This window comes from Shewanella sp. S1-49-MNA-CIBAN-0167, assembly GCF_040310145.1.
Lineage (GTDB): Bacteria > Pseudomonadota > Gammaproteobacteria > Enterobacterales > Shewanellaceae > Shewanella > Shewanella psychromarinicola.
This window is the reverse complement of the sequence record NZ_JBEOPO010000029.1, coordinates 33,002-48,546: the sequence shown is the minus strand read 5'-3', so window position 1 is coordinate 48,546 and position 15,545 is coordinate 33,002. Positions and strand designations below refer to the sequence as shown.

Here is a 15,545-nt window from a genome sequence, read left to right as displayed (position 1 = left end):
TTCAATATCTAGTGAGCTGCACCAGCGTGAACTTTATCAATACCGTAAGTTTTACCTTCAGCATGACATGTTGCACACGATTCAACGGGTAGGTTAGACGTAGATGATGGAGCACCATCAACTATTGCACCATTGCTCTCGAAATGCGCCATCGCAGCGGCATCAGAGTGAGCGTGACAAGTACGGCATGCTTCAGCAACTGGACTGATGAACTTAGTAGCACCACCATCAACAGCAATTGCACGCTTACCAGAGGTCAGGCCACCATCAGCAGCGAACAGGTTCACACCGTCTTTATGACAAGCTGCACATTGAGTTGCTACCGCAGGGTAACCTTGAGTTTCCATATCAGCATCAAGATGGATTGCAGGGAAACCACGGTTGTCGTCCCATAAGCCACTATGGAAACGGTGAGCTACCGCAAAGATGTCGCGAGTGTTGTAGTTTAGACCTTCAATCGCTTTGAAGATTGGAGCACCGTCAGCATCAACTTCGTCAGTTTTATACTCTGGTTGTGGATGATAAGAACCGCCCCAAGTATCATTATGACAACCAACACATTGGTCAAAACGCTCATTACCGTAATGCTTAGCTATACCTAGCGATGTATGACAAGTATTACACTTGGCTTCATCTGCGGTAACACGCATTGGGTCACTTAAACGAGAGATGGTTGCGCCGCTACCGTCAGCATTGGCAAGATTCCAATACGTTGGAGCCATAGTAATTGCAACATATCCGACATCGTATTGTGCTTCACCACTTGCATCTAGACATTCGATTAACATGCCTTTTGAATCAGTACACACTGAGAAACGAGGAGTAATCGCAATGCTCTTAGCGTCGAGGTCATAGTTGGCTACTTGAGTAACAACTAACTTGCCACCCGCTGCAACAGTACCATTTAGATTGACTGACTCACTGCCATAGTAAGTACCATCGGCATTGACATAGCCCGTCTTCATTTCGTCGTACTTAGTGAACTTGGTAAACTCGAAGCCATCAGCAACAGGAGCGCCATCAACAGTCACATCAAATGTCACAATGATTTCATCTTGTACTTCATCATGCTCAGCAGTTACTGTGCCATCCCAACCTGTGGCCGCTGGAATAGTAACTGTTACAGCATCTTCAGTATAAGAAACAGAACTAACCGCAATCTCAATTGAATCTGTCGCCATTGCACGCACGCCAACATTATGCGCCTGCACAGGACTTAAACTACCCGCGCCATGACAACCAGAACAAGCGGCGTCACTTGAAGGCACAATGCCCTTATGACCGTCACCAGTCTCTAAGTCAACATTTACGTGACAAGACACACAAGCTTCAGCATAAACGTTGTCGTTCCACTGGGTGCCATTATCATGACAAACAGTACATTCGTTTAGCTCAGATGGGAAACCAATTTCTCCCCATCCTTCTTTTTTAGCGTCGCCAGTCAATGAGTCAGCAATATGATGACCAGCATGAATGGTATGGATCATCGCATTGAAGTTAAAGTTATAACCAACTTCAGGATCGTCTTGTCCACCCGCATTAGCTGGGTTATGACAAGCAACGCAGTTTTCAACTTTTTGGTAGTTATGGTGAGCGCCAATGTTGGCAATACGCAGATCAGTATCAGCGTAACCTTCCTTTGGGCTGTGACATTGAATACATGCCGCATTAGATACAGCATCTTTTGCTGAAACAGCAGGTTCGCCAGTAGCAGGAATAAAATCAATCGGCGTTGATAAAACCTTATCACTTATATCTGTACCGTCAGCCATGGCAACATGATAGGCATGGATCATCACACGGACTAAATCGTTAGCATCGCCATCGGCTAATACCACTGGGGCATTACCATCATGCTCCCAAGTACCAGTATAAGTTCCAGGATTGGCTGCATCTTCAACTAATGTACACGCATCAACTTCGGTCCCACTCCATGTTTTGGCTGTCCCCGTTAACGAACAATACATGCTGCTACCAAAATCATTGGCAAGGGCATGGTTGGTCCATAACATTGGCGCACCAGTATCTGTGGTATTGGCTGATTGGCTGGTCACATATAAGGCAACTTCATCAAGTCCCGAATATGGCACATCCGCTCCGCCAGTACCTTTAGCTGTCACGGTAAATTTAACGTTAAATGTCTCGGTACCCACAACAACAATTTCTTTAGGATCCAGTTGTAAGTTAAAGTCATAGGCATTTTCAACTGTAGTAACAGTTAACCCTGCTGAAGTACCATCAGCACCAGCAACGCCATCAGTACCAGCAGCACCCGGAGCACCATCACTGCCGTCAGAGCCACACCCCGTCACACCCAACGCTGCAATTAATGCTACAGCCAATAATGTTCTATTATATTTTTTCATATTTTAAATCCCCCGATTTAAATTTGTTGGTTAACACTTACAAACTATAAGGAAATAGACCAAAACACCCGCGTACTGTCACCAACCTGTGAAGGTTGGATGTAAATTCGTTACTTGAAATCGATAGTTTCAGTTTTGAGTATCCGCAAAAATGAAACAGTCAGTTTTAGATTGCGTAACCCCTAAAGAGGTATTTGATGGGTATTAAAAATGCAGATAAAGAGCGGGAACAAAAAAACACAGTAAACAATTGAATTATAACGCTTAATAATTATAAAAAAGATCCAGCACACAAAGTTAGCTATGCTGGACCTGATTCAAAACTCAATTAACCTTTAATGTAACAACGACTTAGTGATATCTATTATCATTTGTTTCATCTCTAAAGAATAACGACGATAATGTTCTGCACGCTCAATTAAACAATAACTTGGCATGGCCATGACATTATTGAGCTTATTAAATTCACTGTCTGGAAGTATTTCTACTCGTAGTTGAGGAATTTGTTTCGCGAACGAACCTTCATTACAAATCGTGATGGCCAAACTGTCCATGGTCAGCATGTGCCAATACCAATCCTCTAGGTTTCTTACATATTCTATATCTTCTAGTCGCAAACCATTGGTTTGACAATAAAGCTCTAAAGGATCAATGCGATTATTAAAGCCTTTGCAGCGTAAAAACACTATAGGGTGCTGTATAATATCGTCTAACGTTAAGTGTTCGGCACCCGCCCAAAATGGATGATTGATGTTACCCACAACACATAAAGACGTCACATTGGCAATCGGATAAGCCTCAAGACCATGAGCATCTTGAGTTTCAAAGCCAATACCAAAATCAAGTTCGCCATTGTAAATCAACTCTTCAGTGTCGGCCTGCCAACTGTGAAGTTTAACTTTTCCAATAACCTCACGCTTAAGATTACTTAAGGCAATGGCCACACTGTTAATAATACTCGGCGATACTGCAATATGTAAAATAGGGGTTTGATAGTGACTTAAACGATCCTCTGCGACTCGCTCAATTTGGCTTACCATGTCACATAATTGGCATACAGGCTGATACAAGCGTTCAGCTAATGGTGTCGGTTTTAGTCCTTGTTGACGCCGAAAAAATAATTCATCGTCAAACATAGCCCTTAATGATGTTAAACATCGACTAATTTTAGGCGCAGAGACAGCAAGCTCTTTGGCAGCAATATTAGCAAAGCCCGTCTCGTAAATAAGTTTAAACACCAACAAACTAAATACATCTAATTCACTGACTTTTTTTAATGCTTGAATATCCATATATCACTTAACTTATTGCAACGAAGCCAATAAATTAACACGTAATTAAATATAAAAAGTTGATCTAGTGCTAAATAATGCTATCAACTTCAGCTTTTGTTAATAAACGAAACTCGCCCGGTTTTAGTTGATTATCAAGATAAATGTCACCAATAGACTCACGGTGAAGTGCCACGACAGGATTACGAAAACGGCCAAACATCCGTTTAATTTGATGATACTTGCCTTCACGCAACACCACTCTTGCTTGATGACTAGACAATAGGGTTAATTGTGCAGGTAAGGTGGTTATGTTTTCATATTCAAAATACATCCCATTGGCAAATGCCTTGACATATTCTTGGTCGATGGGATTAGCCAAGGTGACCAGATAATGTTTATCCACTTTATGTTCAGGCGCCATCAATGCCGCTGACCATTTAGCGTCATTAGTGATTAATAACAACCCCGTCGAATGCAGATCTAATCGACCCGCAATATGCAACATATCGTGTTCAACACCGTGTAATAAAGACAATGCCGTCGTATGTTTATCATCAACCGTTGCACTCACCACGCCGTCAGGTTTATTGAGCATAAAATAACAGGGTTGATATTGACGTAACACCACACCATTACATTCAATATGGGTAAATTCATCAATTTGTAAGTCAGGTGATTTGGCAAATTGACCGTCGACAAGCACTTTATGGGTGATTAACAATCCACGGACGGTTTTTTTCGAAATTTGTAACGTGCCAGCAATAAATTGATCAAGTCGACCTCGTTTAGACACCATAAAACTTCACCAATATAGAATGATACCAATTTGTTTAAGAATACCTTATTCTGTTAATGCACAACATCATTAAGGAGTAACATGCTTTCGCAACCTGCTTGTACAGATTTGCGTCCAGATATGACCAGCGCTGAATTAAAACAGGCAATTAAGTCACTGGATCAATATTTACAAGATAACATTTTTCAAAGTGCCATTATTGACACCTTGAACAAGCGCTCGCAGTTCTTCGATGCATTATTATGCCAACTTTGGCTGCCTTTCGAATTAGATCCCGCGCGGATCTCGCTCAATGCTGTCGGGGGTTATGGTCGACAAACCTTACATCCTTTTTCAGATATCGACATTTGCATTATCCATGATGGCCCATTAACGCCTACCGAAGCATCTCGTATTAGCCAATTTCTTACCCAACTATGGGATCTTAATCTCGATTTAGGCCATGCTGTACGCAGCTTGGACGACACCTATCAAGCGTGTAAAGAAGACGTCACCATTGCGACCAGCTTACTGGAAACTCGTCACTTATTTGGTAATAATCAGCATCAACAGCAGATTCTTAATGCGCTGTACGGCCAAGATTTATGGCAAAGCCAAGCGTTTTTTAATGCCAAACTCAGCGAACAGCAAGAACGCCATGCTAAAGCCCAAGGCACCTCATATAGTATTGAACCAAATCTTAAAACCAGCCCTGGCGGTATGCGCGATATTCAAACCCTTAGCTGGGTGGCCCGCAAGCATTTCGGCGTCGCCAATATGCAATCACTTCGCCACTTTGGTTATTTAACCAATGATGAATACGCCGAATTAATGGAGTGCCAACACTTTTTATTTAGGGTGCGATTTGCCTTACATCAAGCAGCCCAACGCTCCGAAAATCGTTTATTACTGCAATACCAAGCTGAAGTCGCTAAATTAATGGGGTTTGGTGATGGAATGCCCATCGGCGAGAGCGGCAATATTGCCATCGAAAAAATGATGCGCCAATTATTTCGTGCCATGAAACGCATCAGTGAATTAAACAAAATTTTAATGGCCTATTTTCAACGGGAAATTATTCCAGAGCGCAATCCAGAAATTATTGTGATTAACGATAATTTTGAAATTGTCGATCACTATATTCACGTTCGAGACGAAACCGTTTTTATCGATCGCACCCAAATTATGGCGTTATTTGAGTTTATCGCGATTCATCACGACAAAATAATCGGCATTACCGCTGAAACATTACGATCACTGCGCCAAGTAAGACGCCGCTTAATGGGCGACCTGCAAGATTTTGAGCGTTGTCGCGAGCAATTTAAAGCCATCTTTGTTCATCCTCAAGGCATGGGCTTGGCCATTACCTTAATGCATCAACACGGCATTTTAGCGTCTTATTTACCCCAATGGCGTGAAGTGGTTGGCCAGATGCAATTTGACTTATTCCATGCCTACACCGTCGATGAACACACCCACAAGGTGCTTAAAAACATTTACACCTATGATAAAGACATCAAAACGTTAGATAAAGATCTGGTATTAGCCGCTGATATCTATCAGAAAATGTCAAATAAATCGACACTACTCTTTGGAGCATTATTCCATGATTTAGCAAAAGGTCGCGGCGGTGATCATAGTGAATTAGGGGCTGTCGATGCCAGTTTGTTTGCCAAGTTTCATGGTATTAAAGCCTCGCAAGAAGCACTGATTTGCTGGTTAGTAGAACATCATCTGTTAATGTCTATTACCTCACAACGTATGGATATCTACGACCCCGAAGTCGTCAACGCTTTTGCCAAAAAAGTAGGTACCTTAACTCGTTTAGACGCCTTATATTGCCTGACCATTGCCGACATTCAGGCAACTAATGATGACCTGTGGAATGACTGGAAAGCGTCATTATTAAAAGACTTGTATTTTGTTACCCGTAAAGCACTTCGTAATGGTTTTGAAAATATTCTACAACTGCGTACTTTGGTGCGAGAACATAAACAAGAAGCCCTAAACTTATTGGCCGCTGATGAAGACAGCAGCGTATATATCAAGGCATTATGGCGTCGATTACCTATCGCATTTTTCAGTAATGCCGAAGCCGATGATATCGCCAGATATACCCAAGCGATGATTAATCACGATCTTGCGCCAGTAACCGATAATCAATATAACACCTTAATTTTACTCGACGATGCAGTAGTTAAAGGCTGCAGTGACGTGTTTGTGTACACTAAAGATCGCTCAGGCTTGTTTGTTAAATTATTTAATACTTTAGCGACGCTGCGTATTTCGGTAAAACAAGCACAAATTGCCCGTACTAAAGATGGCTACGTGGTTGAGTCATTTAAGGTCCTCGATTTTGATGAAAAACCGATCACCAGTACACAACGTCGTAAACAAGTGATCAATAAACTGCATCAAGTACTGGATAAAGGCATGATTTTATCTAAAAAACGCCAATCCAGGCGCCATCAAAGTTTTGATAATCAACCCAATGTCGAATTTTTACATTCACGTAAATCAAACCGCAGTTTAGTCAATGTATCAGCCTTAGACACCAGTGAGTTTATGGAACAAATCGCCAGTACGTTTAGGGAATTAGATTTGCATATTCATTCGGCTACCATCAGCACGGTCGGTGAACGGGCAGACAACGTGTTTTTATTATCCAACAAAGATGATCAGCAATTAACCCCAGATCAACAACAACAATTGTCAGCGACGTTAATGCAAGTCATCAGCGAAGACGATATCTGAGATGATAAGCGGTGACAAGCGATGACAAGCGAAAGAGCCTAGAACGCTGCGCTGCTAGTACGCTTCGCGGCTAGAGGCTATAAAATCAACAGCCTAGTCGCAAAGCGATACTAGCAGGACGCAGTCCGCCCTAGCAGCGAAGCGACACTAGCAAGACGCAGTCCGCCCTAGCAGCGAAGCGATACTAGCAGGACGCAGTCCGCCCTAGCAGCGAAGCAGTCCGCCCTAGCAGCGAAGCGACACTAGCAGGACGCAGTCCGCCCTAGCAGCGAAGCGATACTAGCAGGACGCAGTCCACCCTAGCAGCGAAGAGATACTAGCAGGACGCAGTCCGCCCTAGCAGCGAAGCGATACTAGTATCTCGACATGCTGGCCTGTATTTTGAGGTCGTTTGGGCATCACTTATTAACGACGATCTTTTGCGACACCGTTTGTGCCAGCATTCGCCATACTTTGAGCAAATTGATGACTATGCGATACTTATGCTAATCAACTGCCGTTAATTAGGTCATCATGCCACAAGCCTTTAGTTACACTACTGAGTATGTACTGGATAAAACCTACTTTGAAGAATGCTATCAGCAATCAATTAATCCCAACCCATCACCAAAACGCTTTATTAAAACCACCCTATTTGCACTGGTTGGCTTGGCTATTTTAATGCTCGACTCACTAAGCTCAGCAGCAATGAGTACGAAAGAAACCTACTATTTGGGCTACTTTTTCATTGGATTGGCCGTGGTAGAATTTTTGAGTATTCGCTTTAATAAAACCTGGTGGTTATGGCGTCAAATGATGAGTAAAGCGGCGGGTGAACATGTTAATCTTACTATCGATGATCATGGTATCAACAGTCAGTCTGCCCATGTTAATCAACAGATTTTGTGGACCGATATGTATCGGATCATTGAAACCGATGTCGGCTTCTTAATTAAACTACAAAAAACGACCACTTATTTATCTAAACGTTGCTTAGATGAAAACGCTATCGACTTTATCAATCAGAAACAATAATCAGAAACAATAATCAGAAACAATAATCAGAAACAATCATTAGAAAAAACGATTCATAATATCGTTACGCTAACGTCATGGCGACGCGCTGACGAATATCGGTGAGTAATTCAGCCTCAAACCATGGATTACGGCTAAGCCAAATATTATTACGCGGACTAGGATGCGGTAAGGGAATATAACGAGGTCCAAACGTGCGCCATTGCTGAACAGTTTCGGTTAATGTTTTCGGTTTATGGGTTAAATAATACTGCTGTGCATATTGCCCCACCAGCAATATCAACTGCACGTTGACTAAGTGCGGCAGCAATAAACCGTGCCATTTTGGTGCACATTCTGGCCTAGGAGGTAAGTCGCCAGACTTGCCCTTACCAGAGCCGGCATAACTGCCGGGGAAACAAAAGCCCATCGGCATAATGGCGATTTTCTTGGCATCGTAGAAAACCTCTGTCGTTACACCTAACCATTGTCGTAATCGGTCGCCACTGGCATCATTAAACAAAATACCTGACTGATGCACTTTACGTCCAGGGGCTTGACCAATGATCAGTATTTTTGCTTGCGGATCAATTTGCACCACGGGGCGCACGCCATCGACTAAACTTGATGCACAAAGCTGACAATTTTTGACTTGAGTCAGTAACGAAGCCATGTCCACTACTGCCTTACTGTTTGCATATAAAATCATAAAAAGCCCGTAAATTGTTATATCCACCGGAACTAAGCTGCAGTAATATTGGTCCAATAACAAAGTTCTCCCAAGAAGGAACAACCATGCAATCATCACGTCTCACCCATATCACTTTAGTCGCAATGTTAATAAGCAGTGCAGCGATAAGTTTTAACGCTGCCGCCCTTCCCCAAGCGCCAATGGAAGATGTGTTGTCTTTAAAAGGGGCCTGCCAGCAAATTGCACTTGAAGATCAACTCCCAGAAAACGAAGTCGCGACATTTTTGCTTGATTGCGTGAATGACCAATTAACTGAAATGGGCTACGAACGCGTTGCTAGTCTAGATTAATAGTATCGGCTAACCCGATAAAAAAACGCCGTTAAGGCGTTTTTTTAGTTGCGCTAATCGATCTTAAAACCCTTGGCACAATATCCCTATCGATGCACCTATGCCTACAAACCAAGACAACGAGCGTAATGTACCGAAGTTCAATAAATACAGAACATGGTAAACCAACCGCGCCACCACATGCACAATCGCTAAAAGCGCGACCAAATCGGTAACATTATTGGTTACTAACGCAGTTAATACTGCAATACCAAAAATGATCAGCGATTCAAATGCATTTTGATGCCCCGCTAATGCTCTAGCACCAAAACCGGTTAATTGAGCTTGCTGCGCCCGCGGATGATTATTGTCATATCGGCCCAATTTAGTCATTGCCATTGCTAACGGTACTTTTGCGGCATAAGGCAATAAAACGGCTATTAATAAACAAATAAGTATCGTCTGCATATAATCTGTCCTTAGTTATCAATTTTTTATTATGTGTTTGCTATGTGTTTTTTAACTCCGATTGAACCCGCTCCTGTTGGCTGTCGACATTGTATTGATCACAATGTGGGCAATACCGCGTGATCAATACAATGTGATCACATTCGCCGCTCAACACCGCATCAATAATAAGCCAAGTCATATCATGCTTAAGCATTTATTGAGCAAATAGTATCCAGTAAATCGTAAACTTTCTTTCTCTTTACAAATCAACCACAAGTTAACACATCTACAACATTTCAGTCACTAGTCTACACTTTACGTTGAAAGATTTTTGATCGCACCACGGTCAATACTAGTAACGCCTAACGAGAATGATGGGGTTCATCCACGATAGTATCCATCAGCCTTGTCATGGGTAAACATGAATAGCAGTAAATATAATAACCACCAATGCAAGGAACACATCATGAATATTAAAGCACAAAGCAGCTTAACTGGCGCAGCATTAGCACTCGCAATGGCAAGCTTGTCAGGTCAGGCTATGGCTGCTGAAACAAGCTCTGCACCTATGGCTGCGGGTCAAACCGATTTAGTCCATTGTTACGGCGTTAACGCCTGCAAAGGCCATAACGATTGTAAAACCGCAGACAATGCCTGTAACGGTAAAGCAAGCTGTAAAGGTAGCGGCTTTGTTGGTATGCCATCAAAAGCCTGCGCTGATGTTGGCGGCACTCAAAAAGATGACTGGGTTGGCAAAGTGACCAAAGCAGATTTAGTCCATTGCTATGGCGTTAACGTATGTAAAGGTCATAACGACTGTAAAGGCGCAGATAACGCTTGTGGTGGAATGGCAAGCTGTAAAGGCTCTGGTTTTGTTAACACCACAGCAAAATCATGTGCTGACATTGGTGGCAAAACCAGCTAATTCCGCTTAAATTTGTTGACTCTGTCTCTAATCTCTATTCAGAGTCATCAAATTATTTATATTACCGCGTCATAAACTTATTTATACCTTAGTGCCATTAACGTATTTTGATCTTAGCGCGAGCACATCTTTGCAGCGCGAATGCCAGTAACTAAGCAAATAACTAAGCAAATAACTAAGCAAATAATTAAGCAAGTAACTAGGTCCGTTACTAGGTCCGCAGAAATAGGATACCCCATGCCAGATACGCGTATTACAGAAGACTTTCTTGGATTTGGCTTAGGTTTGCGTACTGACCACTTCGAATATATTTTACAACACCAACCAGACATTGACTGGTTTGAAGTCCTGTCTGAAAACTACTTAGTGGCCGGTGGTAAACCCCGTTATTATCTTGAAGCGATTGCCGAACAGTATCCGGTGGTGATGCATGGCGTATCGATGTCGATAGGCAGTACCGATCCTTTAGATATGGACTATCTTAAAGCACTAAAAAAGCTCAGTAACGACATTCAGCCTAAATGGATATCCGATCACATTTGCTGGACATCACTCCACGGTGTCAACAGTCACGATTTACTGCCCTTACCTTATACCGAAGAAACCGTTAACCATGTGGCGCAGCGAGTTAGGCAAGTACAAGATGTTCTAGGTCGTCGTATTTTACTGGAAAACGTGTCGAGTTATTTGTCTTACCAAGACTCGACCATGGATGAATGGGACTTTTTAAGCCAAGTGGCTGAAGCGGCAGATTGCCTGATTTTACTCGACATCAATAATATTTATGTCAGCGCCCGCAATCATCATTTTAATCCGCTCGATTATCTTAACAAAATCGACCCACGTCGAGTGCAGCAATTCCATTTAGCGGGTCACAGTGATTATGGTGATTACGTTATTGATACTCATGACCACGATATTACGCCGTCAGTGTGGACCCTATACCAAGCCGCACTTGAACGCTTTGGTGCCGTCAGCACCATGATTGAGCGCGATGCTAATATTCCAGCATTCCCCGCGTTATATAATGAATTACTTGAAGCTAAGCATATTGCTCAGTTAACTTTACCGGACCACCCAGCATTAGCCCGATCACACTTTGGCACTCGCACACTTAGCGAGACGAGCAAGCTCGCCTCAGCAAGCCCCCATCATGATTCACCGCAAAAAATCAGGGGATAGACATGAGCCGTTTAGCTGAAATACAACAGCAATTTATGCAATTTTTACTTTCTGATAAAGCAAATGATAACCATGGCCAAATTCAGTCGGTGATGCAAAAAAATGTGTCTGATCAAGCCGGGATCAGTGCCGAGATCCGTCTAGCCATTTATGCCAACGCTTATCGCATCCGTTTAAAAGAAACCATCGAAACCGATCATCAGATCCTAGGGCTGTATTTAGGCGATGATTTGTTCGACAAAATGGCCGCAGATTATACCCGCGCTTATCCTTCGAGTAATAAGTCATTGCGCCAATTTTGCGATGCACTGCCCGATTTTTTACAACAAGATGATTTTTTTAAACAGCACCCAATCATTGCTGATTTAGCCAGATTTGAACGCCGGTTGCTTAATGCGTTTGACGCAGCCGATAGCCCACGCGCTAGCTTTAATGACTTACAAGCATTACCGCCACAACAATGGCCTAATTGCTGTTTACGTTTTCATCCCAGCGTGCAAGTGTTTACTTGTCATAGTAATGCCGTTGAAGCTTGGCAAGCCTTAAAAATAGACACCCCGCCACCTGCGCCAGACTATTTGTCACCTCGTGCTTGGTTACTATGGCGCGGTGGATCTCGCTTAACCGAGTTTGTGTCATTGTCTGCTGAACAACATGGATTATTGCTCGGTTTTATTCAGGGAAACAACTTTGCCAACCAGTGTGAACACATGCTTGAATGGCATGACGAGCAGTCAGCGCCACTGATGGTATTACAAACCTTACAAGCTTGGTTTCAACAAGGGTTAATTCGAGCGGTAGTGAGTCGCTAATAGTGAATTGTTAAAGTTGATTCGTTAGAAGTGATGGGCTAATAGTGAACCAATAGTGATGAGCTAACAGTGAACCAATAGTGATGAGCTAACAGTGAACCAATAGTGATGAGCTAACAGTGAACCAATAGTGAGTGAACCAATAGTGAGTGAACCAATAGTGAGTCGCTAATGACGTGTCAGGGTTGAGCAGGTAACCAGAGTTTGACGCTTAAGCCGCCTTGTGGGCGGTTTTGCATGCTAATCCGTCCGCCGTGGGCCTCAATAATTTCGCGGCATAATGGCAAGCCAATGCCAGTGCCAGACTGTTTGGTAGAATAAAAAGGCAATAACGCCTGCGATAATACTTCGCTCGACATCCCGCTGCCTTGATCATCCACTTTTATCAATAAACCCGCAAGCGGATGAATCGTTTCGTCAAAGCTCAGCGCCACATTATCGGCACTAGAGCCGGACTCATGGGCATTTTTAAGTAAATTAATCAGTACTTGTTCTAATTGCACTGCATCGAGCTTAATCGCGGTTTGCGGTAAGGCTGATAACAGACGAAACGGATATTGCTGCGCCAGCTGCTGGGTCATCTTAGTCCAATCAATCAACTCTTTTTGTGGCAGTGGCAGTTTGGAAAACTGGGCATAATGGGAAATAAACTGACTTAAATGAGTAGTACGATTTTCAATAGTATCAAAAATTAATTGCAGCTTATCATTATCTAAATGTTGGGTTAAAAACTTACCCGAATTGACCATGGAGGCAATGGGCGCGACCGAATTATTGAGCTCATGGCTGATAATTCGAATGACCTTTTTCCACACAGCCACTTCTTGACGATTAAGCTCTTTAGTCAGCTGTTTAAGTAGAATTAAATGGTGCTGCTGATTGTTTTGGGTAAAACGCCCCCGAGAAATATGCCAGGTTTCAACATCGCTACTATCAGCGTTATTATCAGCGTTACTACCAGCGTTATTATCAACATCATCCGAAGTGCTATCGCTGCTGCCCATCGAAAACAAGCCTTCTTGTTCACTGTTTAACGCCGTTTTAAGCGCATCGGGTAACGTAACGACAAGTTCTGGTAACAACATGCCTTCTACTTTGACACCCTGATTAAACAAATGCCTCGCGGCGCCATTCGCATAAATAACCCGTTGATTATCATCAATTAACAGCATGACATTAGGCGAGTTTTGAATCACCTTATCGAGCATTAACTCACGCTGATAAATAAACTGTCGCTCGCTGCGCAATTTTGCCGACGCTTGGTTATATAAGCTCACTAACGCATCTAACTGTGGCTCGCCGTAAGGATGCAGCGACACACTAAAGTCATTATCTTTAAAGTTAAGTAGACCGATTTCTAATGCTCGTAGACTGTCACTCAATCTGCGGGTAAGCCACATGCTGCAAAAATAACACACGGCCAGCATCACAATAATAGCCAGCCATAAGGTGTCGTCACCCAATGTAAGCCACACTAAAGCCCCTGACACTGAACCCAAAAGGCAGCTCAACATGTTACTGAGCAGCAATTTAGTGCGTAACGATAACATCATTATTTAGTCACCCTAAGGCCGTATTTCTCCATCCGGCGATACAAGGCTTGCCTACTTAAGCCAAAGGATTTTGCCACTCTGGCGATAACGCCATTATATTGCACTAAGGCATCTTCTATCTGTTGCTTATCTGGTTCGCAAATCGACTGAGTATCATCCATACCCTGCTCTCGTTGGCCAAAATGATGTTCAACGACAAGCGCATGCTGGGTAGCCGCGCCGCCATTAGCTATCGCCATCAAGCCAAAGTCATCAATCGTTAATTGTGGTGACTTGGCTAATAGCGCCGCCCTTTTGCAGGCATTTTCTAATTCGCGCACATTACCCGACCAACTATGATTAATTAACGCCTGCTGGGTCGACTTATCAAGGCTAAAATTAGCACCAATAAAGTGTTTCACTAGCGGTAAAATATCATCTTGGCGTTGATGCAATGGCGGCACACTCAGTTCAATCACATTTAAGCGGTAAAATAAATCTTCACGAAAGCGGCCATGGGCAATGTCATCGGCCAAATCGGCATTGGTAGCACTAATCACCCGCACATTCACTTTGCGGGTTTGGTGACTGCCTAAACGTTCAAACTCACCGGTTTGCAGCACCCGCAATAACTTAACTTGACCAGACAAAGGCAAGTTGCCAATTTCATCTAAAAATAACGTACCGCCGTCAGCGGCTTCAAAACGCCCCATGCGGGTTTTATTAGCGCCCGTAAACGCACCGGCTTCTGCGCCAAACAGTTCGGCCTCTAATAAATCCATTGGTAATGCGCCAATGTTAACCTTAATAAACGGCTGGTCTTTTAATGGCGAGTTGGCCTGTAAAATATCGGCTATTTTGTCTTTTCCGGCACCATTAGGGCCGGTGATCATCACGGATACATCGGAGCGGGCAACTTGCAACGCCAAGTCAACACAACGCTGCATTGCACCACTACCAAAAATCAAGCCACATAAGTCGGCACCATTAATGGCCGACATCCGATCGCTGTGAATTCGACTTAGTTGGCTATTTTGCTGTGACAATCGATAAATAGATAATAAGTTACTAATGCTATTTAAAAGCTTAGCGTCATCCCACGGTTTACCCATGTAATCGGCCGCACCCGCTTTGACTAACTCGACAGCGGTTTCTAATTGAGTCCAGGCGGTCATTAAAATAATCGGTAAATTAGGCTGCAACTGACGCAAAGCATAAAACAGCTGTTTGCCCTCTTCACCCGAGGTGGTGTCGCGGCTAAAATTCATGTCTTGAATAGCCAAGCTGATCTCTTGCTTGGTGACAATTTCAATGGCCGCTTCTGGTGTGTGACAAAAAACAGCTTGGTAGCCATGCAGCTCAATCATTAGCGCAAGTGCTTGGCAAATTGGGTGATTGTCATCAACAATTAAAATAGTGTCCATTGCAGTATGCTTGCGTCCAATTAGGTTATCTCTAAACA

Annotated in this window: 13 protein-coding genes; 6 read left to right on the top strand and 7 right to left on the bottom strand. The window is 43.1% G+C overall.

The features are described from left to right. Positions 1 to 8 precede the first annotated feature (8 nt). From AAEZ00_RS14140 to AAEZ00_RS14130, 3 genes are all read right to left on the bottom strand, one after another. Entirely contained in the window at positions 9 to 2,366 is a 2,358-nt protein-coding gene (locus tag AAEZ00_RS14140; RefSeq protein ID WP_351088851.1) for an OmcA/MtrC family decaheme c-type cytochrome, read from the bottom strand. A 335-nt stretch (positions 2,367 to 2,701) separates the two neighbouring features. After that, complete coding sequence (locus AAEZ00_RS14135; protein WP_351088849.1) at positions 2,702 to 3,658, bottom strand: LysR family transcriptional regulator; 957 nt, start codon at positions 3,656 to 3,658, stop codon at positions 2,702 to 2,704. Positions 3,659 to 3,728: 70 nt separating this feature from the next. Then, entirely contained in the window at positions 3,729 to 4,436 is a 708-nt protein-coding gene (locus tag AAEZ00_RS14130; protein WP_351088847.1) for a 16S rRNA pseudouridine(516) synthase, read from the bottom strand. Between the two features lie 81 nt (positions 4,437 to 4,517). On the opposite strand from AAEZ00_RS14130, the gene glnD reads away from it, so the two are divergent. Continuing rightward, the gene (gene glnD, locus AAEZ00_RS14125; protein WP_351088845.1) at positions 4,518 to 7,169 is read left to right on the top strand and encodes a [protein-PII] uridylyltransferase; all 2,652 of its coding nucleotides are present in this window, start codon (positions 4,518 to 4,520) and stop codon (positions 7,167 to 7,169) included. Positions 7,170 to 7,682: 513 nt separating this feature from the next. After that, positions 7,683 to 8,183 (top strand): YcxB family protein, encoded by a 501-nt coding sequence (locus AAEZ00_RS14120; RefSeq protein ID WP_101032586.1) that lies wholly within the window; start codon positions 7,683 to 7,685, stop codon positions 8,181 to 8,183. 64 nt (positions 8,184 to 8,247) lie between these two features. Here the strand turns inward: AAEZ00_RS14120 and AAEZ00_RS14115 are convergent, their stop codons facing one another. After that, complete coding sequence (locus tag AAEZ00_RS14115; protein ID WP_351088842.1) at positions 8,248 to 8,871, bottom strand: uracil-DNA glycosylase family protein; 624 nt, start codon at positions 8,869 to 8,871, stop codon at positions 8,248 to 8,250. 86 nt (positions 8,872 to 8,957) lie between these two features. Between AAEZ00_RS14115 and AAEZ00_RS14110 the strand changes: the two genes are divergently transcribed. After that, positions 8,958 to 9,203, top strand: a complete 246-nt coding sequence (locus AAEZ00_RS14110; RefSeq protein ID WP_335688539.1) for a hypothetical protein — start codon at positions 8,958 to 8,960, stop codon at positions 9,201 to 9,203. 63 nt (positions 9,204 to 9,266) lie between these two features. Here the strand turns inward: AAEZ00_RS14110 and AAEZ00_RS14105 are convergent, their stop codons facing one another. Beyond that, positions 9,267 to 9,650: an MAPEG family protein gene (locus AAEZ00_RS14105; protein ID WP_351088840.1), complete on the bottom strand. Its 384-nt coding sequence runs from the start codon at positions 9,648 to 9,650 to the stop codon at positions 9,267 to 9,269. Between the two features lie 448 nt (positions 9,651 to 10,098). On the opposite strand from AAEZ00_RS14105, the gene bufA2 reads away from it, so the two are divergent. The 3 genes from bufA2 to AAEZ00_RS14090 all read left to right on the top strand — a co-directional run bounded on the left by bufA2 (position 10,099) and on the right by AAEZ00_RS14090 (position 12,551). Further along, the gene (gene bufA2 / locus AAEZ00_RS14100; RefSeq protein WP_124014024.1) at positions 10,099 to 10,557 is read left to right on the top strand and encodes a BufA2 family periplasmic bufferin-type metallophore; all 459 of its coding nucleotides are present in this window, start codon (positions 10,099 to 10,101) and stop codon (positions 10,555 to 10,557) included. A 237-nt stretch (positions 10,558 to 10,794) separates the two neighbouring features. Next, positions 10,795 to 11,739, top strand: a complete 945-nt coding sequence (bufB, locus tag AAEZ00_RS14095; protein ID WP_351078054.1) for an MNIO family bufferin maturase — start codon at positions 10,795 to 10,797, stop codon at positions 11,737 to 11,739. 2 nt (positions 11,740 to 11,741) lie between these two features. Continuing rightward, on the top strand, positions 11,742 to 12,551 hold the full coding sequence (locus AAEZ00_RS14090) for an HvfC/BufC N-terminal domain-containing protein (RefSeq protein WP_124014022.1): 810 nt from the start codon (positions 11,742 to 11,744) through the stop codon (positions 12,549 to 12,551). A gap of 179 nt (positions 12,552 to 12,730) precedes the next feature. On the opposite strand, the gene AAEZ00_RS14085 is transcribed toward AAEZ00_RS14090, so the two are convergent. Continuing rightward, entirely contained in the window at positions 12,731 to 14,101 is a 1,371-nt protein-coding gene (locus AAEZ00_RS14085; protein WP_351088878.1) for a sensor histidine kinase, read from the bottom strand. 2 nt (positions 14,102 to 14,103) lie between these two features. Further along, positions 14,104 to 15,507 (bottom strand): sigma-54-dependent transcriptional regulator, encoded by a 1,404-nt coding sequence (locus AAEZ00_RS14080; protein ID WP_351088838.1) that lies wholly within the window; start codon positions 15,505 to 15,507, stop codon positions 14,104 to 14,106. Positions 15,508 to 15,545 lie beyond the last annotated feature (38 nt).

Excerpts from the sequence above, each read along its gene's own strand:
- AAEZ00_RS14105 (WP_351088840.1), bottom strand. The coding sequence starts at position 9,650 with ATGCAGACGATACTTATTTGTTTATTAATAGCCGTTTTATTGCCTTAT.
- bufA2 (WP_124014024.1), top strand. The coding sequence starts at position 10,099 with ATGAATATTAAAGCACAAAGCAGCTTAACTGGCGCAGCATTAGCACTC.
- AAEZ00_RS14110 (WP_335688539.1), top strand. The coding sequence starts at position 8,958 with ATGCAATCATCACGTCTCACCCATATCACTTTAGTCGCAATGTTAATA.
- AAEZ00_RS14115 (WP_351088842.1), bottom strand. The coding sequence starts at position 8,871 with ATGATTTTATATGCAAACAGTAAGGCAGTAGTGGACATGGCTTCGTTA.
- AAEZ00_RS14135 (WP_351088849.1), bottom strand. The coding sequence starts at position 3,658 with ATGGATATTCAAGCATTAAAAAAAGTCAGTGAATTAGATGTATTTAGT.
- AAEZ00_RS14130 (WP_351088847.1), bottom strand. The coding sequence starts at position 4,436 with ATGGTGTCTAAACGAGGTCGACTTGATCAATTTATTGCTGGCACGTTA.
- AAEZ00_RS14120 (WP_101032586.1), top strand. The coding sequence starts at position 7,683 with ATGCCACAAGCCTTTAGTTACACTACTGAGTATGTACTGGATAAAACC.
- AAEZ00_RS14085 (WP_351088878.1), bottom strand. The coding sequence starts at position 14,101 with ATGTTATCGTTACGCACTAAATTGCTGCTCAGTAACATGTTGAGCTGC.
- glnD (WP_351088845.1), top strand. The coding sequence starts at position 4,518 with ATGCTTTCGCAACCTGCTTGTACAGATTTGCGTCCAGATATGACCAGC.
- AAEZ00_RS14140 (WP_351088851.1), bottom strand. The coding sequence starts at position 2,366 with ATGAAAAAATATAATAGAACATTATTGGCTGTAGCATTAATTGCAGCG.
- AAEZ00_RS14080 (WP_351088838.1), bottom strand. The coding sequence starts at position 15,507 with ATGGACACTATTTTAATTGTTGATGACAATCACCCAATTTGCCAAGCA.
- AAEZ00_RS14090 (WP_124014022.1), top strand. The coding sequence starts at position 11,742 with ATGAGCCGTTTAGCTGAAATACAACAGCAATTTATGCAATTTTTACTT.
- bufB (WP_351078054.1), top strand. The coding sequence starts at position 10,795 with ATGCCAGATACGCGTATTACAGAAGACTTTCTTGGATTTGGCTTAGGT.